This is a genomic window from Leisingera sp. M527, from assembly GCF_025141525.1.
Classification (GTDB): Bacteria; Pseudomonadota; Alphaproteobacteria; order Rhodobacterales; family Rhodobacteraceae; genus Leisingera.
Genome location: NZ_CP081037.1, coordinates 918,097 through 940,444 on the forward strand (window position 1 = coordinate 918,097; position 22,348 = coordinate 940,444).

Annotated in this window: 20 protein-coding genes and 2 pseudogenes; 11 read left to right on the plus strand and 11 right to left on the minus strand. The window is 62.1% G+C overall.

All coding sequences use genetic code 11. From position 1 onward, the window contains the following. The first annotated feature begins 24 nt into the window (after window positions 1-24). The 3 genes from K3555_RS04650 to K3555_RS04660 all read left to right on the plus strand — a co-directional run bounded on the left by K3555_RS04650 (window position 25) and on the right by K3555_RS04660 (window position 3,746). The gene (locus K3555_RS04650) at window positions 25-1,281 is read left to right on the plus strand and encodes a Zn-dependent hydrolase (RefSeq protein ID WP_260007569.1); all 1,257 of its coding nucleotides are present in this window, start codon (window positions 25-27) and stop codon (window positions 1,279-1,281) included. After that, the gene (locus K3555_RS04655) at window positions 1,278-1,907 is read left to right on the plus strand and encodes a nitrilase-related carbon-nitrogen hydrolase (RefSeq protein ID WP_260007570.1); all 630 of its coding nucleotides are present in this window, start codon (window positions 1,278-1,280) and stop codon (window positions 1,905-1,907) included. Before K3555_RS04650 ends, K3555_RS04655 begins: the two co-directional genes overlap by 4 nt. A 162-nt stretch (window positions 1,908-2,069) precedes the next feature. Further along, window positions 2,070-3,746, plus strand: a complete 1,677-nt coding sequence (locus K3555_RS04660) for an amidohydrolase (protein WP_260007571.1) — start codon at window positions 2,070-2,072, stop codon at window positions 3,744-3,746. Between the two features lie 2 nt (window positions 3,747-3,748). Here K3555_RS04660 and K3555_RS04665 read toward each other — a convergent pair whose 3' ends face one another. The 3 genes from K3555_RS04665 to K3555_RS04675 are packed head-to-tail and all read right to left on the minus strand — an operon-like array spanning window position 3,749 to window position 6,757. After that, on the minus strand, window positions 3,749-4,630 hold the full coding sequence (locus K3555_RS04665; RefSeq protein WP_260007572.1) for a response regulator transcription factor: 882 nt from the start codon (window positions 4,628-4,630) through the stop codon (window positions 3,749-3,751). 49 nt (window positions 4,631-4,679) lie between these two features. Next, window positions 4,680-5,741, minus strand: a complete 1,062-nt coding sequence (locus K3555_RS04670) for an agmatine/peptidylarginine deiminase (protein ID WP_260007573.1) — start codon at window positions 5,739-5,741, stop codon at window positions 4,680-4,682. Beyond that, the gene (locus K3555_RS04675) at window positions 5,738-6,757 is read right to left on the minus strand and encodes an agmatine/peptidylarginine deiminase (RefSeq protein ID WP_260007574.1); all 1,020 of its coding nucleotides are present in this window, start codon (window positions 6,755-6,757) and stop codon (window positions 5,738-5,740) included. The genes K3555_RS04670 and K3555_RS04675 overlap by 4 nt, the downstream gene beginning before the upstream one ends. A gap of 100 nt (window positions 6,758-6,857) precedes the next feature. On the opposite strand from K3555_RS04675, the gene K3555_RS04680 reads away from it, so the two are divergent. Continuing rightward, a complete protein-coding gene (locus K3555_RS04680) occupies window positions 6,858-7,739 on the plus strand; it encodes a LysR substrate-binding domain-containing protein (protein WP_260007575.1) in 882 nt (293 codons plus the stop codon). On the opposite strand, the gene K3555_RS04685 is transcribed toward K3555_RS04680, so the two are convergent. Together K3555_RS04685 and K3555_RS04690 are read right to left on the minus strand one after the other, a co-directional pair. Further along, window positions 7,736-8,779: an ABC transporter ATP-binding protein gene (locus K3555_RS04685; protein ID WP_260007576.1), complete on the minus strand. Its 1,044-nt coding sequence runs from the start codon at window positions 8,777-8,779 to the stop codon at window positions 7,736-7,738. The genes K3555_RS04680 and K3555_RS04685 overlap by 4 nt on opposite strands. Beyond that, complete coding sequence (locus K3555_RS04690) at window positions 8,776-9,765, minus strand: ABC transporter ATP-binding protein (RefSeq protein ID WP_260007577.1); 990 nt, start codon at window positions 9,763-9,765, stop codon at window positions 8,776-8,778. The genes K3555_RS04685 and K3555_RS04690 overlap by 4 nt, the downstream gene beginning before the upstream one ends. A gap of 216 nt (window positions 9,766-9,981) precedes the next feature. On the opposite strand from K3555_RS04690, the gene K3555_RS04695 reads away from it, so the two are divergent. Genes K3555_RS04695 through K3555_RS04710 form a run of 4 tightly spaced genes read left to right on the plus strand, consistent with a single transcriptional unit; the run spans window position 9,982 to window position 14,711 of the window. Continuing rightward, window positions 9,982-11,637, plus strand: a complete 1,656-nt coding sequence (locus K3555_RS04695) for an ABC transporter substrate-binding protein (RefSeq protein ID WP_260007578.1) — start codon at window positions 9,982-9,984, stop codon at window positions 11,635-11,637. An 11-nt stretch (window positions 11,638-11,648) separates the two neighbouring features. Next, complete coding sequence (locus tag K3555_RS04700) at window positions 11,649-12,656, plus strand: ABC transporter permease (protein ID WP_260007579.1); 1,008 nt, start codon at window positions 11,649-11,651, stop codon at window positions 12,654-12,656. Beyond that, entirely contained in the window at window positions 12,653-13,582 is a 930-nt protein-coding gene (locus K3555_RS04705) for an ABC transporter permease (protein ID WP_260007580.1), read from the plus strand. The genes K3555_RS04700 and K3555_RS04705 overlap by 4 nt, the downstream gene beginning before the upstream one ends. 16 nt (window positions 13,583-13,598) lie before the next feature. Further along, the gene (locus K3555_RS04710) at window positions 13,599-14,711 is read left to right on the plus strand and encodes an agmatine/peptidylarginine deiminase (RefSeq protein WP_260007581.1); all 1,113 of its coding nucleotides are present in this window, start codon (window positions 13,599-13,601) and stop codon (window positions 14,709-14,711) included. 37 nt (window positions 14,712-14,748) lie between these two features. Here K3555_RS04710 and K3555_RS04715 read toward each other — a convergent pair whose 3' ends face one another. From K3555_RS04715 to K3555_RS04740, 6 genes and pseudogenes are all read right to left on the minus strand, one after another. After that, a complete protein-coding gene (locus tag K3555_RS04715; RefSeq protein WP_260007582.1) occupies window positions 14,749-15,210 on the minus strand; it encodes a GNAT family N-acetyltransferase in 462 nt (153 codons plus the stop codon). Further along, entirely contained in the window at window positions 15,207-16,088 is an 882-nt protein-coding gene (gene aguB, locus K3555_RS04720) for an N-carbamoylputrescine amidase (RefSeq protein ID WP_260007583.1), read from the minus strand. Before aguB ends, K3555_RS04715 begins: the two co-directional genes overlap by 4 nt. A gap of 4 nt (window positions 16,089-16,092) precedes the next feature. Beyond that, window positions 16,093-17,466: an aminotransferase gene (locus K3555_RS04725; RefSeq protein ID WP_260007584.1), complete on the minus strand. Its 1,374-nt coding sequence runs from the start codon at window positions 17,464-17,466 to the stop codon at window positions 16,093-16,095. 481 nt (window positions 17,467-17,947) lie between these two features. After that, window positions 17,948-18,193, minus strand: a pseudogene (locus K3555_RS04730) (tyrosine-type recombinase/integrase); the annotation flags it as partial. A gap of 35 nt (window positions 18,194-18,228) precedes the next feature. After that, a pseudogene (locus K3555_RS04735) lies at window positions 18,229-18,849 on the minus strand (IS3 family transposase); the annotation flags it as partial. A 20-nt stretch (window positions 18,850-18,869) separates the two neighbouring features. Beyond that, window positions 18,870-19,235, minus strand: a complete 366-nt coding sequence (locus K3555_RS04740; protein ID WP_260007585.1) for an Rrf2 family transcriptional regulator — start codon at window positions 19,233-19,235, stop codon at window positions 18,870-18,872. Window positions 19,236-19,359: 124 nt separating this feature from the next. Between K3555_RS04740 and K3555_RS04745 the strand changes: the two genes are divergently transcribed. The 3 genes from K3555_RS04745 to K3555_RS04755 all read left to right on the plus strand — a co-directional run bounded on the left by K3555_RS04745 (window position 19,360) and on the right by K3555_RS04755 (window position 22,311). After that, window positions 19,360-19,716, plus strand: coding sequence for a cytochrome C oxidase subunit I (locus K3555_RS04745; protein ID WP_260007586.1), 357 nt, complete (start codon window positions 19,360-19,362; stop codon window positions 19,714-19,716). 22 nt (window positions 19,717-19,738) lie between these two features. Next, window positions 19,739-20,077, plus strand: a complete 339-nt coding sequence (locus tag K3555_RS04750) for a hypothetical protein (protein WP_260007587.1) — start codon at window positions 19,739-19,741, stop codon at window positions 20,075-20,077. A gap of 338 nt (window positions 20,078-20,415) precedes the next feature. After that, on the plus strand, window positions 20,416-22,311 hold the full coding sequence (locus K3555_RS04755) for a methyl-accepting chemotaxis protein (protein WP_260007588.1): 1,896 nt from the start codon (window positions 20,416-20,418) through the stop codon (window positions 22,309-22,311). Window positions 22,312-22,348 lie beyond the last annotated feature (37 nt).

Here is a 22,348-nt window from a genome sequence, read left to right on the forward strand (position 1 = left end):
CGCGAGGTTTTGAAGGAGCGTTCGATGACAGGTTACTCGGTAGACGGAACCCGGCTTTGGTCCCGGCTAATGGACATGGCCGAAATCGGTTCCACAACAAACGGCGGTTCGCACCGGCTGTCGCTCAGCCAGGATGATGAGGACGGCCGCGAGCTGTTTCTTGCATGGTGCAAAAACCGCGGCTTTGCACCGGTCTTTGACAAGATCGGCAACCTGTTCGTCCGCCGTGCGGGCCGGAACCCGGCAGCGCCTCCGGTTGTCATCGGCAGCCATCTGGACACGCAGCCCAATGGCGGCCGGTTCGACGGCGTGCTGGGGGTGCTGGCCGGATTGGAAGTGCTGGAAACGCTTGAAGATCTCGGCATTGCAACAGAGACGCCGGTAGAAGTCGCCGTGTGGACCAACGAGGAAGGCGCCCGGTTTCAGCCCGCCATGATGGGCTCGGGCGTTCATTGCGGTGTGCATCCCCTTGCAGAGGCACTGGCGGCGACCGACGCATCCGGCATCCCGGTTGCGCGGGAACTCAAACGGTTTGGCTACGATAACGGTATGGAACCGGGAAACCGCGCCACCGGCAGCTATCTGGAACTGCATATCGAGCAGGGGCCGGTCCTTGAACAGGAGGAGAAGACCATCGGCGTCGTCACCGGCGGACAGGCAATCCGCTGGTATACCCTTACACTGAGCGGCGAAGAGACCCACGCAGGTCCGATGCCCATGGCGATGCGGCGCGATCCGGTGCGGCATCTGGCAGCAGTGACGGAGCTTGTTTACCGGAGCGGCCTGGCGGATGCCGATGCCCGCGCGACCATCGGAAAAATCGAAACGCTGCCGGGTTCGATCAATGTAGTGCCAGGTCAGGTTTGCCTGTCGGTCGATTTGCGCCATCCCGGCGAGGCCGCGCTGGAGCACATGCATAGCGCGTTGGCCGAGGGTATTGCACGATTGAATACCGCGGCCGAGGGCGTGGATATTCGTCTTGAGCAGATCTGGCACTCGCCCGCGGTGTCATTCGATGCGCAATTGATTGAGGCGGTGCGAACCGGCGCTGCAGCGCGGGGCTATCCCTCCCGGGATATGGTCTCCGGAGCCGGGCATGATGCGTTCCATCTTGCCAAGCTGGCACCCGCAACGATGATCTTTGTGCCCTGCCGTGATGGCATTAGCCACAACGCGCGGGAATACACGGCACCGGAGCATGTCGAGGCCGGCGCAAACGTGCTGCTGGATGTTGCGCTGCAGGCAGCGGGTGTGCGGGCATTGGCGGGGGGCACGGCATGAGGATCACCATTGCCGATTGGGATCCGCGGCCGCAGGCAAGGGCGGCGCAAGCGGACGCATTGGCCGCCCATGCGGCGGCAGAGCAGAGCGAACTTGTGCTGCTGCCGGAAATGCCGCTGAGCGCTTGGCTGGCCATCAGTCCGGAACGTGACGCGGCGCTGTGGGACCAGTCTGTCCATGACCACGAGAGCGGTCTGGATGAACTGGGTGAGCAGCTGGGAACGGGTTTGGCGGGATCACGGCCGGTCCTGAATGCAGGCGGCCAGCCCAGAAACCGTGCTTTCCTGTGGCAGGACAGCCGGTTCGCCGACGTGCGGCACGAGAAAGCGGCCCTGCCGGAGGAAGACGGTTACTGGGAGAGCCGCTGGTATGGAGCGGGTGCGCAGCAAACGGCGCCGCTGGATTGGAACGGGCTGCGGATCGGTTTTGCCATCTGCACCGAGCTTGGGACCCGGCGCATGGCTGCCGCCTGTCGCAAGCGGGGGCAGAAGTGCTTCTGGTGCCCCGCGCAACGCCGGATCTGGGCAGCGATATCTGGGTCTCCGGCGCCCGTGCCTTGGCGGTGCGGACCGGCTGTTATGTCCTGTCTTCGAATTTCGCCTATCCGGCAGGAAGTTTTGCTTTGAGGGGCGTTCCCTGGCGGTGGATCCGGACGGGGAACTTCTCGCGGTGACCACCGAGGAGCAGCCCTATGCCACGGTCTCAGTCTGCGCCGGTGCCGCACGGGATGCAAAGTCCACCTATCCCCGGTATGTGTTTGACAAAATAAAGAAACAGAAAGGTGCGACATGAAACATCTCTGCGCGGTTGCGGCGGGGTGGGCGCTTTTGGCAGGCGGTGCCGCAAATGCGGACAGGCTGGTGCTGACCAACGCTGCCATTTACACGGTGGATGAGGCGCGCAGCTGGGCCGAGGCGCTTGCCATTGATGAAGACGGCATCATTACCGCCGTTGGCAGCGAGGCTGAGGTACTGGCTGCCGCAGGTGAAGACTCGGAGATTGTGGACCTGGGCGGGCGCATGGTGCTGCCGGGGTTCCAGGACATCCACCTGCATGCGGTGGAGGCCGGGGTGAATGCGGTTCTCTGCCCGTTCGAAGCCTTCGACACGCTTGCGGGCTACAAGGCCACGGTACGGGACTGCGCCGAAAACGGCGAGACCGGCGCCTGGGTGCTGGGGGCCGGTGTGAATATGGTCAACCTGCTGGAATTGCACAGCAACCCGGTTACGGTGCTTGACGAAATCTCGCCGGACCGCCCGGTGATGATCCTCGACGACATCGGCCATGGCGCCTGGGTCAATTCCCTGGCGCTGCAGGCAGCGGGATATGACACGGCCGAGGATGCGGCCAACGGCAATATCATCCTGCGCGGGGATGATGGGCGGCCCAACGGGGTGGTGCTGGAAAACGCACCGCACAACCTGCGCACACTTGCCTTCCCGCCAACTCAGGAGAACTTGGACTTTGCCTATGACGGCCTGCTGAACGCGGCAGCAGAACTGAATGCCAACGGGATCACTTCGATCAGTGATGCAGGCGGATATTGGCCGCAGGGCCACCACAAAGTGTGGGATTGGGCCGAGGAAGCGGGTGAGCTGCCCCTGCGGGCCTCGAACGCCTTTTACATCTATCCCGACCGGCCATTGGACGCACAAATCGCGGAGATCAAGACCCTCTACCACAACGACCCGGACCGGCTGGTGCGCTTCAACGTCGCCAAGATCTATGTCGACGGCATCCTGAGTCAGGCCACAGGCGCCTTGCTGGAACCTTATGAAGCAGGGCTGGACCTGCAGGACGGCGAGGAATACGGGTATCTCTATTTCGAGAAAGACGAACTGATGCGCGCCGCGCGGGAACTTGCCGCAACTGGCTTTCAGCTGCATTTCCATGTGACCGGGGATTACGGCGCGCGGCTGGCGCTGGACGCGATTGCCCAGGCCGCGCCGGAATCTGGACCGCATCGGCTGACCCATCTTTACCTTGCCGACCCCGCCGATTACCCCCGCTTTGCCGAGCTTGGCGTCATTGCCGATTTGCAGCTGGCACCCAGCGCGGTCGCCAAGGGCTACAAGGCCTTCATGGCTGAGTTCATCGGCGACCGCACCGATCGGCTGCTGCCTGCCGGGGCACTGCTGGAAGCCGGAGCGACAGTTACGCTGTCAAGTGACTGGGACGCGGATGAGCTGAATCCGCTGATCAAGATCGAAACGGCGGTCAGCCGCAGGCACAACGGCCTGCCCGATGTCGCCACGGCCATCGCAGCGATGACGATCAACCCGGCCATTGCCCTGCGCCACGCGGACCGGACCGGCTCCATCGAGGTTGGCAAATTCGCGGATCTGGCGGTGCTCAGTAAAGACATCCTGAAGATCCCGACCAACCAGATCAGCAGCGTTGCCATTGAGGCGACCCTGCTGCAGGGCGAAGCGGTCTTTGATGACGCGGGGCTGTTCGCTGAATGAACTCAGAGCTGCCCGCTCACCGGCCTGTCGAGGTAGCTGAGCGGGTCACCGGTTGCATTGGCTGGTGCCCGGGTCAATGCCTCAAGAAACAGCGAGAAAAGTTCGCCCTGCGAGGTGATACCCAGTTTGTTGTGAATGCGCTTGCGGTGGACCTTGACCGTTTCCGGGCTGTTGCCCAGCTCGCGTGCAATCGACTTCGAGGAATGCCCCTTCAGGATCAGCTGCACGATTTCGACCTCACGCCCGCTCAGCATCGAGGTGGCGAACCGGTCAAAGGACTTTTTCAGATGCAGCCCCATGCGGCCGCTGCCGGACAGAGAATTGGGGTCCAGCGCAGGCCAATGGCGGCGGCACAGCGCCGCAATGCAGGGCAGCAGCCCGGCAAGCGCGGCCCTTTGATCCGGACCAAACTGGAAGCCTTCCTCCCTGCTGCCCAGCGAGATCACCGCGGCAGCGCCGTTCCCGAAGGCGACGAACACGCTGGTTTCGTCAAACAGACCGGTGTCTGCATAGAAGGTCTGGTAGTATTCTGACGACATGAAATCATCAGGTGCGCATTCGCCAAGCGTGACCACGCGGTCCCCGATCCCCTGCTGGAACAGATTGTAAAATGGGTCGAGGAAATAGGCGAAATCCAGATAGGGCTTGATCGTCGCAGCGCTGTATTCATCCGACAGGTTGTCGAACAGCTCCATCGGCGGGTGATCCGGGAAAAAGGCTGCAATGAAGGTGCTGTCATATCCTGATGCCGATTGGCACAGGTCTGCGAGGGCGGCCAGGAATCCGTCCTGCCCGGCAAGCTCGATGGCCCGGGCTAGGCCTGCAAGGCAGCCTGACTCACCAGTTCTGTTGGAGCTTTGCATCATCGTCCTTGCGTCAAACATCGTGTTTCCCAACGTTCATATCAGAAAATTCTTGACCACCTGTTGGCATCTAGGCCGGCTGCTGCTGTGTCATGCAGTGGATGCCGCCGCCGGCATGGCAGATCCCGCGCATATCCACCGCCAGGATCTCGCGGTTGGGGAAAGCCTTGGCGAAGATTTCCTGCGCTGCCGCATCAGTGGGCGTTCCGAACGATGGGACCACCACGCCGCCGTTTGCGATATAGGCGTTCACATAAGACAGGGCCGTCGTGTCGGTTTCGGGTTCGACCATATAGGCCTCGTCGATCAGCCCGATCTCGATCTCCCGGCCATCGGCATCGGTCTGGCCGCGCAGGGCTTTCAGGTTTTCCTCACAGACCCTGTAGCGCGGGTTTGCCGGGTCCGGGTTGCGTTCGAACAGCAGCTTGCCCGGCGCTGTGAAGGTCAGCATGCCGTCGATATGGCCGTCGGTGATCCATTCCTCCTCGTCGCCCGGCAGCCAGATGACCTTGCGGGCGCCGATGGTATGGAACAGTTCGCGTTCCACATCCGCCTTGGTCATGCCCGGATTACGGTTGGGATTGAGAAAGCAGGTCTCCGTCGTGATGACGGTGCCGCGGCCGTCCACATGCAAGCCGCCGCCTTCGCCGGTCAAGGGGGACTGGAACAGCGGCAGGTTGAGGTGGCGTACCAGTGCGGCACCGATGCCTGCATCAAGCTCGTAGTCCGGAAACTTTTCGCCCCAGCAGTTGAAAATCAGATTGGATCCGATGGTCCGCCCGTTGCCATCCGTCACGAACAGCGGGCCGGTGTCGCGGAACCAGTGGTCATTCTGCGCCAGCGGCACCACATCAACTTTATCCGGCAGCAGACGGCGCGCAAAGATTGCGTGATCGGGGTGCGCGGCCACCCGGACCGGCTCAAACCTTAAGATCGCAGTTGCGACCCGCACAAAGTTCTCCTGCGCGGCAGCCAGGCCGCTGCCCCAGTTGTCTTCGTGGCCGTCCCAAGGCCAGGCCATCCAGCAGGCGGTATGATGCGCAGTTTCGATCGGCATGACAAAGCCCAGTTCTCCGGGGCTTTTGCCGCTGGCAAGGGCTGCGGTCAGGTCTGTTGAGGTAAGCATGTTCATGCTGCGGGCTCCTGCTGGGTAATACAATGGATGCCGCCGCCGCCAATGGCGATGGCAGGGATTGGCACTTGCGCCACGCGGCGGCCGGGGAAGAGTTCTTCGAAGGTTTCGCGCACCAGCCCGTCTTCGCGGATTCCATACTCCGGCATCACCACACCGCCGTTGCAGATGTAGGAATTGACGTAGGAGCGGCAGAACCGCGGGTCCTCCGAGACCGCGCTGGCGGCATCGGGGATCTTCACCAGCCTGAGGCTGCGGCCCTTGGCGTCGGTCTGGTCTTCCATCGCGCTGATATTGGCCAGATTGATAGCGTGCCAGTCGTGATCTGCCGGGCCTTCCGCCTCGATCAGCACCACGCCCGGCGCGACAAAGGTTGCGATGCCGTCGACATGGCCGTCGGTTTCGGTTTCTTCCACGTTGCCGGGCAGCCAGATCACCTTGTCGCCGCCGAGCATGGCTTTCAGCTCTTCCTCGATGCGGTCGCGGTTCCAGCCGGGATTGCGGTTGGCATTGGGAAAGCAGCTCGCGGTGGTCAGGATGGTGCCTTCGCCATCGACAGAGACGCCGCCGCCTTCGGCGATCAGGCCGGAGTGGAAGATAGGCACACCGGCGGCGTTCAGAATCGCATCCGCAGCGGCATTATCGCCATCAAACGGCTGGTATTTGCCGCCCCAGGCGTTGAAGCCAAAGGACACGCCGGCGCGGCCACCCTTGCCATCGGTCAGAAAACAGGGTCCGGCATCGCGCGCCCAGCTATCGTCGATCGGGCTGGTAAGGACATCGATATCAGACCCCAGCAGCGACTTTGCTTCCGCCGCATCTTCGGGGCGGACCAGCATGGTCAGCGGTTCGAATTCGCGGATGGCGCGGGCCACGGTGGCGTAGTTGCGGCGGGTCTCTTCCATATCGGGCCAGAACCCTTCCCGCGTCGGCCACATCATCCAGGTGCGCTGGTGCGGCGCCCATTCAGCGGGCATGCGGAAGCCCGCGGATTTTGGTGTTTGCTGGTCGGACATGGAGGGCTCCATCATGCAGGAAATGTTGTCCGAACAGTCTAAATGTGAGCATATGTAATGCACAAACGCGGAATTCTACGGGTTAGGATGAGAGATTTTAATGAATAACCCCTATCGCCCCTTACCGCCGCTGGGCGCCCTGATCGGGTTCGAAGCTGCGGCCCGGCTCGGCAGCTTCTCGCTGGCAGCGGAAGAGCTGAACATGACGCAATCGGCAGTGTCGCATCAGATCCGGACGCTGGAGACTCATCTGCAGCAGCCGCTGTTCCTGCGCATCAGCCGGCGGGTGGAACTGACAGACGCCGGCCGCGACCTGATGGTCTCTGCCCAGGAGGCGCTGGAGACGGTGCGGCTGGGGGTACGGCGGCTGGACGCCTATTCCAAGCCCGGTTCGGTGGTCATCCACATGCCGCCTGCTTTCGGGACGCTCTGGCTGGCGCCCCGGCTGACGCGGTTGCGCGGCAGCCATCCCGATGTGGACCCTTGGCTTTATACAGGCAGCCACGACGTCGATCTCACCGAATCCGAATTTGACATCACGCTGACAACAGAGGCGCCGGCCGGCGAAGGCTTTGCCGCGGCGCCTTTCTTGCGCGAGGAACGCATTGCGCTGGCGGGCCCCGGTCTGGCGGCGGATTTTCAGAACCGCATGGGTGAGGCCCCCCTGATCCATGACGAACACCCCGATGACTGGCAGAACTGGTTCCTGGCCGTCGGACTGGAGCGGGCGGATTGCGCCAAGGGGCTGAACTTCTCCGATACCGCGCTGGCAGTTGATGCCGCCACGCGCGGGCTGGGGATGTGCCTGTGTGACAGGACGCTGGCGCAGCCGCTGGTGCGCGCGGGCAAGCTGCAGGTGCTAAGTCCTGTCAGCCTGCGCGGCGGCGGCCAATACCGCCTTGTGACGCTGGAACGCAATCTGAAGCGCACTGCGGTCCGGGTGTTATGGGATTGGATGCTGGCGGAAACCGGCGGCAGTTAGCGGCAGGCTGCCGCAGGGGGCGGTGCCGGTCTGGCCGCCTCATCCGGGAAAAAGCAGGCCGACTGGCGTCCACCCGCCCGCTTGTCCAGCTGCGGCATTTCGGTCCGGCAGCGGGCCGGGCAGCCCTTCTGCTCATACAACCAGCAGCGGGTGTGGAAGGGGCAGCCGGCGGGGATGGCGGCATGCGACGGGACGTCTCCGGACAGCACGATCGGCGCGGCCTGCGCCCGGTTCCTGGCCTTGACCCGCGGCGCCGCCGACAACAGGGCCGTTGTATAGGGATGCGCAGGGGCGGCGGTCATCTGCTTTGTTGGACCGATCTCGACAATCCGGCCCAGATACATCACTGCAATACGCTGGCACAGGTGCCGCACCACCGACAAATCATGGCTGATAAACAGCATCGCCATGTTCTGTTCGGCGCGCAAATCGTTCAGCAGATTCAGGATCTGCGCCTGCACCGATACATCCAGGGCACTGACTGGCTCGTCTGCGATGATCACCGGCGGATCATTGGCAATCGCCCTTGCGATGGCGATGCGCTGGCGCTGACCACCGCTGAACTGCTGGGGATAGCGCGCCGCATGGTCCGGGCTCAGCCCGACGCGCCGCAGCAGCGCCCTGACGCGGGACTGGAGCTCAGGGCCCGAGGCGGTTTTCTGGATCCTGAACGGTTCCGACAGAATGCGTCCGATGGTCTTTCTAGGATGCAGCGAGGCATAGGGATCCTGGAACACCATCTGAACCCGCCGCGCGAGAGTGAGCCGCTCCGGTGAACAGGAAGGATCAATATGCTGCCCGTTGACTTGAATGCCGCCTGCAGAGGTTCCGGTGAGGCCGACGATGGCCTTGCCCAGCGTGGTCTTGCCGCTGCCGGATTCACCAATCAGGCCCAGCACCTCGCCCTGCCGGATCTCCAGGGTTACATCGCTGAGCGCCTTGAAAGTTACGGGTTTCTCAAACAGCGCCCGGCTGCCGGAGGTACGGAATTCGACGGCAAGATTGCTGATCTCAAGCGCGGGGGACGGTGTCGGCCTCATGCGGTTTCCTTTGCCTGCGAAGGGTTGGCGTGCAGCAGGCAGGCGACCTTATGCGCCTGCTGCGGCATTGCAACGGGTTGCGGTTCAACCAGGGCGCAGGTGTCAAATGCTGCCGGGCAGCGGTCGCGGAAAGCGCAGCCCGAGGGCCGCTGCCAGATCACCGGCGGGGTTCCTGGAATGGGCGTCAGCCGGGCGTGCTCGCCGTCCATTGACGGATGCGCCCCCAGCAATCCCTGCGTATAGGGATGCTGCGGGTGTTCCAGTACCTCAGCGGTGGGTCCGCGCTCCACGCCGCGCCCCGAATAAAGCACGATCACCTCATCGGCCATTCCGGCGACCACCCCCAGATCGTGGGTGATCAGCACCAGCGCCATGTTCAGATCCTGTGAGAGTTGTTTGAGGAGCTGCAGGATCTGCGCCTGGATCGTCAGGTCAAGCGCGGTGGTCGGCTCGTCTGCGATCAGCAGCTTGGGCTCGAATACAATGGCCATGGCGATCATGACGCGCTGGCGCTGGCCGCCGCTCAACTGATGCGGATAGCGGGCCATCATGCCTTCGGGGTCCGACATTCCGACCCGTGCCAGCGCCTCGATGGCCTTGCGGCGGGCCTCGGCTCTGGTCAGGCGCCGGTGCGCCTGCAGGCATTCCACAATCTGATCGCCGATCCGCATCACCGGGTTCAGGCTGCTCATCGGGTCCTGGAAGATCATCGCAATGCCGGTGCCCTGCAGTTTGCGGAACTCCGCTGCGGAGAGCTGTGCCAGATCGGCGCCATCGAAAAGGATCTGCCCGGAGACCTGCAAAGGCCCACCTGCCAGCAGCCCCATAATGGCCATCGCCGCAGTGCTTTTGCCGGAGCCGCTTTCACCCACAATGCCCAGGCATTTGCCCCTTGCAAGGCGCAATGAAAGGGGGGCGACAATTGCTGCCGTCCGATCGCCTGCCTTGATGCTTACTTTCAGATCCGTGACGTCCAATAGTGCCATGGCGCGCGCAACATCCTTTTTTGCCAGGGTGTCCCCCGGCACACAGAGAGAACCGGGGCATTGCAAATTACTATAGCCCATCCGCTTCAGGTGGCTGTGCCCCATAGGTGGTATCGACAGGAACAGCCCTATTTTGGGAGTTTAAGAGCAAGGAAACGGTAAGCGGCTCCCTGATTGGCCGAGGCGCAGATTTCCTGACAACATAGGGAGCTTAACATGAGCCATCCGCGCAAACGCCCGAACACACCGCAATTCCATCTGCCGCGCCGGTCCTTTCTGGCCGGCAGCTGTGCCTTTGCCGCGTTGGCGGCGGCGCCGGGTACGGTGGCCTGGGCTGCCGGTTCTGCGAGTCCGCCCAGCCTTGGCGCCCGCGATCCCAATGCCCTGGTGGTGCTGGTGGATGCAACGGTCGAAAACCTAGACCCGGCGACCAATATCGAATGGGCCTATGGGCTGCGCCCGGTCTATGAAACGCTGACCGTGCTGGACGGCACCGATACGCTGAAGGCGGCGCCGGCGCTGGCGACCTCCTGGGAGGCCAGCGAAGACGCCAGCAGCTGGACCTTTACCCTGGCCGAGCGGGTGATGTTCCACGATGGCACTCCCTGCGATGCCGCAGCGGTGAAAAAAGCGGTCACCCGTCTGGTGCTGCATCCCGCCGGGCTGGCCGGCACCTGGCAGTTGGATGACCCGGACAGCCAGATCGTGGTGGTGGATGCCAAAACCATCCGCTTTGACCTGGGCGAGCCGCGCCCGTTCTTCGACCGTCAGGTGTCCTCGCAATACGGCTTCTGGATCGCCAGCCCCACCGCGGCCGAGGCGCATTCCAAGGGCGATGATGACATGGGGTCGCAATACCTGCAGACCAATCCGGTGGGCACCGGTCCTTACATGCTGGAAAGCCTCAACCCCGGTCAGGATGCAACCTTTGCCGCCAATACAGATTTCCGCGGCGGCTGGGACCATCCGCATTTCAACCGGGTGATCACCAAGACCATTCCGGTCTCCGCCACCCGCCGCCAGCTGCTGGAAACCGGCGAAGCCGATATGACCCTGGCAATGGAACCCGAGGATATGGTGGTGCTGCGCGATGATCCGCGGTTTGCGGTAAGCGATACACCGACCTTCACCGTGCAATATGTGGCCTTTGCCACCGATGGAAAACTGGCCGACCCGCGCGCCCGCCAGGCGCTCTGCCACGCCTTTGACCATAACACCTATATCAAGGAAGTGGCGCTGGGCACCGCTGACAAACCTACCTCGGTGTTTCCATCGCTGATGCAGGGCATGGACGGCCAGGACCGGCTGCTGCCGTTTGACCTGGACAAGGCCCGCGCGCTGCTGGGTGAGGCCGGGATTGCCGGAGGCACCGAGCTGACAATGGCCTATTACTCCGGTTTCGGGGACATCGAAGGCCAATTGCTGCAAGCCTGGCTGTCCGAGATCGGCATCAGCCTAAAACTGCAGGAAATGTCCTTCTCCGCTTATCTCGACGTATTCTTTGGTGAGGGCAGCGCCGAGGAGCGCCCGGACCTGTTCTATTTCTCCTGGTGGCCGAATGTGGATCATCCCTACAGCTTTGCCTGGGGGCTGTTCAGCGGCGATGCGGCGACCTTTGACGGCAACACCGGGCGCTATGCCAATGACGAGGCGACGGCGTTGATCGATGAACTGCGCAACCAGGTGATAGATGAGGAGATGACCGCCAAGTTCCGGCGCCTTGCCGAGATCCTGACAAATGAAGACCCGGCCTGGCTGCCCATTCTGCAGGAGCGGTCGCAATTTGTATCGCGCAGCGACATTGCCGGGGTGGAGAACAACCCGGTCTATGTGGCGACGCTCGATATGTACAACCTGTCGCGCACGTCATGAGGGGTGTCTGAATGCTGCGTTTCATTCTCAGGCGTACGGCAGCCACCCTGGTACTGATGACAGGTGTTGTGCTGATGACCTTTGCGCTCGCCCGGCTGCTGCCGGGCGATCCCGCGCGCCTGATCGCCGGCGCCCGTGCCGATGCCGAGGCGGTGGCCGCGGTGCGCGAGCGGCTTGGCCTGGATGACCCGGTCACCACGCAATTCGCGGCCTATGTGGGCAATGTCCTGAACGGCGATTTCGGGCGCTCGGTTGTTACCCGGCGGCCGATCTCCGAGGACATCCAGGCCTTTTTCCCTGCAACGCTGGAACTCGTCATTGCGGCGGGGCTGATCTCATTGGTGCTGGGGGTGCTGCTGGGCACTATGGCCGCGGTCAAAAGCGGCCGGCCCGCGGATGCCGGCGTGCGCAGCGTGGCGGTTCTGGGCCTGTCGGTGCCCGACTTCTGGATTGCGCTGGTCTTTCAGATGATCTTCTTTGCCACCCTGGGGCTGGTGCCCTTTGGCGGGCGGCTTGGCACCGGGATTGCAGCGCCCGAGTTTGTCACCGGCTTCATGACCATCGACAGCCTGATTGCGGGCCGGTTCGACCTGTTCACCGACGCGCTGCACCATATGATCCTGCCTGTTGCTGTGCTGGCGATCCCGTCGATGGCGATCACCATCCGGGTGGTGCGGACCTCGCTTCTGGAGGTGCTGTCGCAGGATTTCATCCGCACTGCGCGCGCCAAGGGGATTTCGCCGGTCCGGGTCTATTTCAAACATGCGCTTGGCAATGCGCTGCTGCCGATCGTCACCATCTTCGGGCTGAACACCGGGCTGCTGATTTCCGGCGCCGTGTTCATCGAGCTGATTTTCGACTGGCCGGGGCTGGGCCGCTACACCGCCAATGCCATCTCCGCCTCCGACTATAACGCCATCATGGCCATCACCCTGGTGGTGTCGATGGCCTATACCCTGATCAACTTCCTGGTTGATCTAAGCTATTCTTTCCTCGACCCGCGGGTGGATCTGACATGAGCGCCGAAACCTCCTTGCCCCCGTCACGCACCCGCCTGCCAAAAACCCTGGGCCGCATCATCCGCCCGGTTGCCGGTTTTGCCGGTTCATCGGGCCAGGCTGCTCTGGCGGTGGCAACCGTCACCCTGGTTGTGACGATTTCGATCCTGGCCTTTGGCGCCTATGTGATGGACACGCATATCACCGCCTTTGATCCGCTGAAGATGAACATCCGGGCGCGGCTTGATCCGCCCTCGGCGGAGCATTGGATGGGCACCGACAAGATCGGCCGGGACATGCTGTCGCGGGTGGTGGCCGGGTCCTGGATCTCGCTGTCGGTGTCCTTTGCCGTGCTGACGGTTGCCGCGGTGATCGGCACCAGCTTCGGGCTGATTGCGGGCTATGCCGGCGGGCTGGCGGATGAGATCCTGATGCGGGTGATCGACCTTTTCCTGGCATTCCCTGCGCTGATCCTGGCGGCGGCAATTGCCGCCAGCTTTGGCGGCGGGATGCTGTCGACCACCATTGCCCTGTCAGCAGTGTTCTGGCCCTGGTACGCCCGCTTGATCCGCAGCCGCATCCTGTCGCTGAAAGAGCAGGAGTTCATTGCCGCCGCTCGCTGCATGGGCGCCTCGCACCTGCGGCTGATCTTCTCGGACCTGCTGCCGATGGTCTGGCCCTTGGTGATCGTCCAGGCCACAACTGACGTCGGATTTGTGATCCTGGCGGCATCCGGACTGTCGTTCCTTGGGCTGGGTGCGCAGCCGCCAACGCCGGAATGGGGCGCGATGATCTTTGACAGCCTCACTCACCAGCCGGCCTCTTGGTGGCTGGCGGTGTTCCCCGGTGGCGCAATTGCCCTGGTTGCAATCGGCTTCAACCTGCTGGGCGACAGCTTGCGAGACCACCTCGATCCGTCACTCGGCGCGTCCGAAGCCGGCATTTAAAATAGGAAATCCCGATATGAACCGACGCAACTTTCTCGCCTCCGGGGCGGCGGCGCTCTCTGGCGCGCTGACAGCAGGCCCTGCCGCCGCCGCCCGGTCCGTGAACTACGCCAAGACCGGGGCCGAAATCATTCCCGGCAGCGCTGCCGCAGACGGCTTTGCCTTCCCCGCCGAATGGGTCCGGCATGAACGCACGCTGATGCAATTCCCACCGCCGCAGAACTGGTACCCGAACCAGCTGAACGCAGCCCGCAAGGAATGGGCGGACGTGGCCAATACCCTTGCGGAGTATGAGCCCGTCACCATGGCAGTACGGCGGCGCGACATGGCGGCGGCAAAGAAGCTGCTGTCCTCGGAAATTACCCTGATAGAAATGCCGCTGAACGATGCCTGGTCGCGCGACAGCGGGCCGATGATTGTGCAGAACGCGCAAGGCGCGCGCCGGATCACCGGCTACACTTTCAACGGCTGGGGCCGCAAGTTCCCGCCCTACAAACACGACACGCTGGCCAAAGGCCGGTTTGCGGCACATCTGGGCCTGCCGATGTACACGTCCGATCTGGTGCTGGAAGGCGGCGCAGTGGCGGTGGACGGCCAGGGCACCCTGCTGACCACCGAGGAATGCCTGCTGCACAAGAACCGTAATCCTGGCTGGAGCAAAGCCCAGGTGGAAGCTGAGCTTAAAGCCGGTCTGGGCGTGCAGAAGGTGATCTGGCTGCCCCGCGGCCTCACCCCGGACCCGATCACCGACGGGCATGTCGACGGCATGGCAGCCTTTGCCGCGCCGGGCGTCGTGCTGCTGCATACCACCGATGACCGCTCCGACCCTAACTACCGGATCACTCAGGATGCCAAGCACATCCTGCAGCAGGAAACCGACATCCGCGGGCGGCGCTTCGAGATTATTGAGATCCCGCTGACCAGCTATGACGTTGTTCACATGAACTTTTACATCTGCAATGGCGCTGTCATCGTTCCGGTGTCCGGCAGGAAAGGCGAGGATGACCAGCCGCTCGCTATCCTGCGCGAGGCCTTCCCGGGCCGGCGCGTCGTGGGCGTTTCAGGCCGTATGATCGGCGGTGGCGGCGGCGGGGTGCATTGTATCACCCAGCAGGTGCCCGCGGTTTGAGAGCAAAAAAGAAGGGGCCAATTGCTTGGCCCCTTTTTCAGTTGCGGGAGAGGGGCTTGTCGTATTTCACGAAAGGCGTCAGCGTGGCCACCTGATCGTAGAGTCTGCGTGCAGTGTGATTGAATTCCTGCGTGTGCCAGTAGAGGTCAGAAGCACCTTCGGCTTTGGCCCGCCTTGCCACTTCATCGATCAAAGCCCGCCCGGCGCCGGCTCCACGCGCCTGCGGATCGACAAACAAGTCCTGCAGGTAGCAGGTGTCCTCCACCGACCACATGTCGCGGTGCAGCAAATAATGGGCGAGACCAACGGCTTCGCCATTCAGTTCGGCAATCAGGCCGCGGTACTCCCGCGCATCCGCCGACAGCAGCCTGGCAAAGCTGCTGTCATATATGGCCGCCGGCAGCGTAGCCTTGTAAAAAGTAAGATAGCCGCTCCACAGCCGGTCCCAGCTTACGCGGTCGCTTTGTTCAATCACCCGGATCGTCAGCAATTTTGTCATCGCATAGTTCCTGTTTTGCCGTCCAAGGTGCGCAGGGTGCCGTACATATGCGGCCTGCGGTCCCGGAACACCCCCCAGGCGCTGCGGTAACGCGCGGCGGCATCCAGGTCGGCGGTTGCCGTGATGAAGGTTTCCTCCTCGCGGCCGGCCTCCGCCAGGATCTCGCCGGTGTGGCCCGCGATGAAAGAGGTGCCGTAAAAGACGCCGGCTGTTTCGCCCTCCTGTTCGGTGCCCACGCGGTTGGATGCCACCACCGGGATCATGTTTGCCGCGGCGTGGCCCTGCATCGTGCGCCGCCAATGGCCGCTGCTGTCCAATTCGGGGTTCTTCGGTTCGGTGCCGATGGCGGTCGGGAACAGCAGCACCTCAGCCCCCTGCAGCGCCAGGCAGCGGGCGGTTTCCGGAAACCACTGGTCCCAGCAGATGCCGCAGCCGATCCGGCCAAAGCGGGTTTCAACCACCTGAAAGCCGCTGTCGCCCGGCGAGAAATAGAACTTCTCCTCGTACCCCGGTGCCTGCGGGATGTGGGTCTTGCGGTAGTTGGTCAGGATCGTCCCGTCAGCATCGGCGATGGCCAGCGAGTTGTAGCGCGCCAGCCCTGCCTCCTCGTAATAGGAGATAGGCAGCACCACGCCGAGTTTCCGGGCCAGCAACGCAAAATGCGACACCACCCGGCTTTGCTCGAGCGGCCGGGCGAGCTGCAGGTGGTCTAGTGACTGTTCGAGACAGAAATAGGGTGTTTCGAACAGCTCCTGCAGCAGGATAACCTGGGCCCCTGCTTCGGCGGCATTGGTCACCAGCGCCTCAGCCTTGGCGATGTTTTCGTCGATATCCCAGCTGCAGGCCATCTGGGTTGCAGCAAGCGCTATCTGTCGCATGCATTCACTCCTGACTGGCGATGAAATCCTGAATTGAGCCGGCAACGGCCCCGATCAGCTCATCGCATTGCTCCTTGCTGATGATCAGCGGCGGCGACAGGACGAGCCGGTCGCCAACCGGGCGCACGATGACGCCACGCTCCATGCAGCCCTTGAACACCTTACCGGCTGCTTGCTCGGACAGATCGAGCGGGGCCTTGCTTGCCTTGTCGGCAACCAGATCGATGCCCAGCATCAGATGGCTGCCGCGCACATCGCCCACAATCGGCAGGTTGAGCAATGACTGGGCGCTTTCCTGAAAATAGCGGCCAACGGTCCGCACATGATCCAGAATGCCTTCGCGCTCGATGATCTCGATATTCTTGAGCGCCGCGGCGCAGGCCACGGGATGCCCGAAATAGGTCAGCCCCATCGAGAACACCCCGCCCTCGCACTGCGGCTTGGCGATGGTGCCGTAAATTTCATCCGAGATCAGCGTTGCCCCCAGCGGGATATAACCCGAGGTCAGCCCCTTGGCGCAGACCAGGATGTCCGGCGTATAGCCATACAGCGTTTCCGAGGTGAACCACTCCCCCAGGCGGCCAAAACCGGTGACCACCTCATCAGCGATATAGAGCATGCCGTGGTGCTTGCAGACTTCATACATGCGTTTGTGGTAGCCCGCGGGCGCAACCAGCACACCGCCGGCGCCCATGATCGGTTCGGCGATGAAAGCGGCCACATTGTCAGGGCCCAGCTGCTGAATGCGGGCTTCGAACTCGCGCACCAAGTGGTCGCAATAGTCCGCATCGCTCCAGCCCTCCGGCTTGGCATAGAGATTGGCTTCGGAAACGTGGCTGATGAACTCCTCACCAATCCGGTCGAAGCCGTATTTGGTGCCATGGATGCCGGTGAGCGAGGCCGCCACATAGGTTGCGCCGTGATAACCGTTCTGCCGGGAGATGATCTTTTTCTTCCGGTGCTGGCCCTTCATGTCAAAGTAATAGTGGACCAGCCGGACCGCGGCATCATTGGCGGTGGAGCCGCCGCAAGTGTAATAGATGTGGTTCAGATCCCCCGGCGCCAGCTCCGCCAGCTTGGCGCCCAGCTGGGCCGCCGGCACATTGGTGCTGTGCCCGAACGGGTTGTAATACTGCATGTCCATTACCTGTTTGGCGATGGTCTCGGCCATCTCCTCGCGGCCATGGCCGATGTTCACGCACCACAGCCCGGCAATGCCGTCCAGCAGCCGGTTGCCCTCGGTATCGATGACATGCATGCCCTGGGCACGCTCGATGACATGGCTGCCCTCTTCGGCAAAGGCGGCAAAATCCGTGTAGGGGTGCAGAAGATGGGCGCGGTCCTGTGCCCATGCGGTCTGCGGTTCGGGAACACTCATCTGGGCTCTCCTGAATGTGGCGGGGTTTTCATTGCTGGGTCCCAGCTTCTTCCAGGTTGTCTTCCGGGCACAGTCCCCCGCAGTGGGTATTGGCAACCCGGTTGCCATCCAAGGAACATGGCCATCACCAATGTCGCGCCGGTCAGACATGCCTCCGCCTGATAACTCGCGCCGTGCGGTATTTCTGGATTGAGAGTGTCCGGTAGCTGCGAGAGATGAAGCTGTTAATCATGGTCGTGCAGCATAGATGCAGCGTCTGAAATGAACTGGAGCTTCGCCGGGCCGCACTGCAGGATTGAGGTAGGCGGCAATCAGGAAATAGTGCCGATCTTACTGCGGGCAACGTCGGCTTCGCGTGCTTCGCACCAGTTAATGCGCTGCGCAGCATTTGGTAAAACCGGCTCGACCCGGCCCGCTGCTGCGGCGCGAACGCAGGTCCGGTCCGGATTGGCGAACGGCACGTGCCGCCCGCCAACGTGATTCAAATGTCGATTTGCTCGGCGATGCTCAGCGCATCTTCAAGTTCGACACCAAGGTATCTGACAGTCCTGTTAACCTTTGTGTGTCCGAGCAATAGTTGAACCGCCTTGAGATTTCCGGTTTTCCGGTATATCTCCGCTGCTTTGGTTCTGCGCTGCGAATGGGTGCCGTATCCACTGGGTTCCAGCCCAATCTCTGCCACCCAATCCCGCACAAGCCGGCCATTTTGGCGAGTTGAGAGATGCGGGTGAGCAGCCCAACTTGAGTGGTCCAAATTTGAAGTCAGTGCATGGTTGGCCTTTGGTCCATCGAGACGATGGCCTCTGGAGCCGGTGGGTGGTAGCCCAGAGCACTGTGGGGTCTTTTGGTATTGTAGTGTTTCCTCCAGCTTTCGATGATAATTTGCGCCTCACGCAGCGAGTAGAAAACTTCCCCGTTCAGCAACTCGTCGCGCATTCGCCCGTTGAAGCTTTCGCAATAGCCATTCTCCCAAGGTGACCCTGGTTCAATGAACGCAGTTTTGGCCCCGACAGCTTTGATCCAACCCCTGACAGCCTCCGCGATGAACTCTGGGCCGTTGTCAGATCGGATACACGCTGGGACACCACGCAATATGAACAGGTCCGTCAGCGCGTCGATGACCTCGGTCGAGTTCAGCTTTCGCTTCACCCGGATCGCAAGACACTCCCGGCTGTGTTCGTCCAGGATGTTCAATGTCCTGAACGCCCTGCTATCATCTGTCCGGTGATGCACGAAGTCGTAGGACCAAACGTGATTGCGATACTCCGGCCGCAGCCGGACACATGATCCGTCGTTGAGCCAGAGCCGTCCCTTCTTGGGTTGCTTCATTGGAACCTTCAGCCCCTCTCGCCGCCATAGACGTTCGACACGTTTATCGTTCACCCGATGCCGGCAGGCGGTGTTTACACCGCCGAGAGGGGCCAGCCTGCGTCTCTCAGCAGTGCTAAAAGCATGCCTCCGTTCCGGCCTCGCACTGAGTCCACATAGGCCTCATGGGTCAGCCATTGAGAAATCTTGGCCAAGTGATTGAAAGGCAGTTTCTGCATAGCCGCGATCTCGCGGGTCGACATCAATCCTTCCTCATGCGTGGCGAGGTGGATCAGGATGCGCAGGGCGTAATCTGAGAACTTTAATATCTGCATAAGTGTTCTTCCCATAATTAATATGCATTGGAAAGGCGTGTTTTGTTGAGGCGTACCGCCGCCTCCCAGTAATGGGCGTTCAGAATACTCATTAAGGGAAGTGGCACATGCAGCCAGTTGTTCCATTGATCCCGCTGGTCCTGAGGGCGGTGCTTTCAGCTGTCTTCTGCTGGGAGGCATGGGCGATTGACCCGGCCCGAATGCCAACAGCAAGCGCACAGGGCTGATCTGGGCAAAGACGGTCCTTGGTGTGATCGTTTCCGCCGGCTTTTTGCGCTGCTGGCCGTATGCACTGGCCAGCACCCGGAACGCGATGGAAGTGAACGTCAGCGGCGGTCAGTGGCGGTGGGATATCGATGCCACCGAGATCCCGGCCGGCACGCTGGTCAATTTCAACGTGGCAACCGGGGACGTCACCGACGGCATGGGCATCTATGACAGCAGCTTGACGCTGCTGACCCAGGTGCAGGCGGTCCCCGGTTGCACCACCCGGGTCACCTATACGTTTGAGGAGCCTGGCGGCTACCAGCTCCTGAGTATGGAGTTTTGCGGAGTGGCCCATCAGGACTTGGTCAAGGAATTCGAAGTTGTAGCGGTGGAGGAATAAAGGAGCACTGCATCTGAACCCGTTGCGGCTGGGTACCCTGCGGCGGCAAAAACCGGCCGCGGAGGATTCCCGCTTCAAGGAGCCGGTGAAGGTACCGCTTGTGCAGAGCCGCAATGAGGTCAAACGCATTGTGGCCATGGCGCTCGGCCCGAAAGCGCGCGTAGCAGAGGCGCGAAAGCTGCCGAACCCCGCAAGGTGCGGCGCAGGCTCATCAAAGCCCGCAAAATCCGTGCCCAATATGCCGCGCATCATTCAAACGTCGCGCACGGTGTCCGAAAAACGGGCAGAAAAATTCTTTATCACAGGGCGTAGTGATGCGTTTGAACGGTTTCTGAGAGTGCCGGTAAGCAACGGCGGTTGAATGCTCCCGCAACTACCGTTTCCAAAGGGCATGATCCCGGCCAATTCGCCAATAAGGTCAAGCTGATGGCCTTCGGACGCTACACTGTCCGGAACCATCCGCACCTCCGAAATCAAGGCTCGCCGCGCCGCGGTGGCCTGCTGCCTCACCTTTGGCGCGAACAGAGGCCGGGATGCAGCCGCAGGGCAGGCGCTGGTGGGTGACAGCCCAGAGCATCGTTGGCGCATTGCGGCATGAACTTTGCGAAATGCGGCGGAAAGCGTCATCCGGCTAGGAAATTGTTAGAGAGTGCAGCTTAAACCCACAGGCAATATGCACGTAATGAAGGTTCCGCACTAATGCTCCGACTCCCCGATTTTCTGTACCGGCTGCCTGTTCGTATCTATGCGCTGGCGGCGCTGGCTCTCAGCTTGACGGCTGTGCTGACTTTCCTGCTGCTGTCACAATCCGTCAAAAACGCCTATGAAATGCGCTATACCGAGCTGCACAACGTCACAGACACCGCAGTCAGCCTGCTGCGCGATCTGGAAGAAGGAGTGAAATCCGGCCGCTTCACCGAGCAGGAGGCCCGGGACATCGGCCGAGAGCGGCTCACCGCTCTGCGTTTCGGCGATGCAGGTTATGTTTTTGTCTTCGACCATGATCTGGTGGTGCAGGCGCATCCGACGGTGCCCGCTTGGAATGGCACCAATCAGGGCGCCTACGAGGATGTGACCGGCATCAAGGTGTTCCAGGAGCTGGAGAAAATCGCCGCAGCTAATGGGGCAGGGGAGCTTACATATTACTTTAAGAAACCTGATTCCGACGTGATCGAAGCCAAGATCGGCTATGTGCAGGCCTATGAACCCTGGGGCTGGATTGTCGGCACCGGCGCCTATGTCTCGGATATCGAGTCGGACGTGGCGCTGATGCGCAATGAGGCGCTGATCATTCTGGGCATCAGCCTGGTGACGCTGTCTATTGCCGCCTATTTCATCACCCGCAGTGTCACCGGACCGCTGAACGGTCTCAAGTCCCGCATGCAGACCTTGGCCGATGGCGACACCGGCAGTGAAATCCCCTGTGCCAATGCGCGCAGCGAAATGGGGGAGATTGCCCAAAGCCTCGATGTGTTCCGCCAGGCTCTGATCCGTCAGAAAGATCTGGAGAAGGCCGAGCAGCTGCGCAATGAAAAGCGCAGCAATGTCGTGGCCGTGCTCAGCGGCAAACTGTCAGCCCTGTCGCAGGGGGACCTGACCGCGCAGATCACCGAGGTTTTCCCTGAGAATTACGAGCAGCTGCGCCAGGATTTCAACACCACCGCGCAGAACCTCAGCGCCACGGTCGAGCAAGTGATTGCCGCGGCCGCCAGCATCCGCAGCGGTGCTGCAGAAATCAGCCAGGCTTCGGATGACCTGTCGCACCGCACCGAAAGCCAAGCCGCCACGCTGGAACAGACCGCCGCTGCGCTGGATGAGCTGACCGCAAGCGTCAAATCCGCCGCCGACGGCGCCCGCAGCGTCGAAGCGACCATGGACGAGGCCAAGGAAGAGGCCCGCACCAGCGGCGAAGTGGTGCAGAGCGCGGTGTCCGCGATGACCGAGATCGAAGAAAGCTCCAACAAGATCAGCCAGATCATCTCGGTGATCGACGACATTGCCTTCCAAACCAACCTTCTGGCGCTGAACGCGGGTGTCGAGGCGGCGCGCGCAGGCGAGGCAGGGCGCGGCTTTGCGGTGGTGGCGTCTGAAGTGCGGGCGCTGGCACAGCGGTCGTCAGACGCGGCGATGGAGATCAAGACGCTGATCTCGGACAGCTCCGGCCAGGTGGCCCGCGGTGTGGATCTGGTGGGCAAGGCGGGGGATGCGCTGCAAAGCATCGTCAGCCAGGTTACCCATATTTCGCAGCTGGTCTCCGGCATTGCAGAAGGCGCGGCGGAGCAGTCCACCGGCCTGAATGAGATCAACACCGGCGTCACTCAGCTGGATCAGGTCACCCAGCAGAACGCGGCGATGGTGGAAGAGGCGACGGCCGCCGGCCATTTGCTGAAGACCGATGCCTCCAAGCTGACCGATCTGGTGGCGCACTTCAAAATCCCTGGCGGCCGTGTGGCAGCTGCTCCGGCCCAGGCGGCCAGCACGCCGGCATCTGTGCCGTCCGCCCATGGCAACGATGACTGGGACATGCAGCCCGCCGCGCAGCCTGTTGCCGCGGCCGGCGGCAATGCGGCCAAGAATATGTGGCAGGATTTCTGACCCGCTTGGCAGCCTTCACAGACAAACAAAAAGCGCC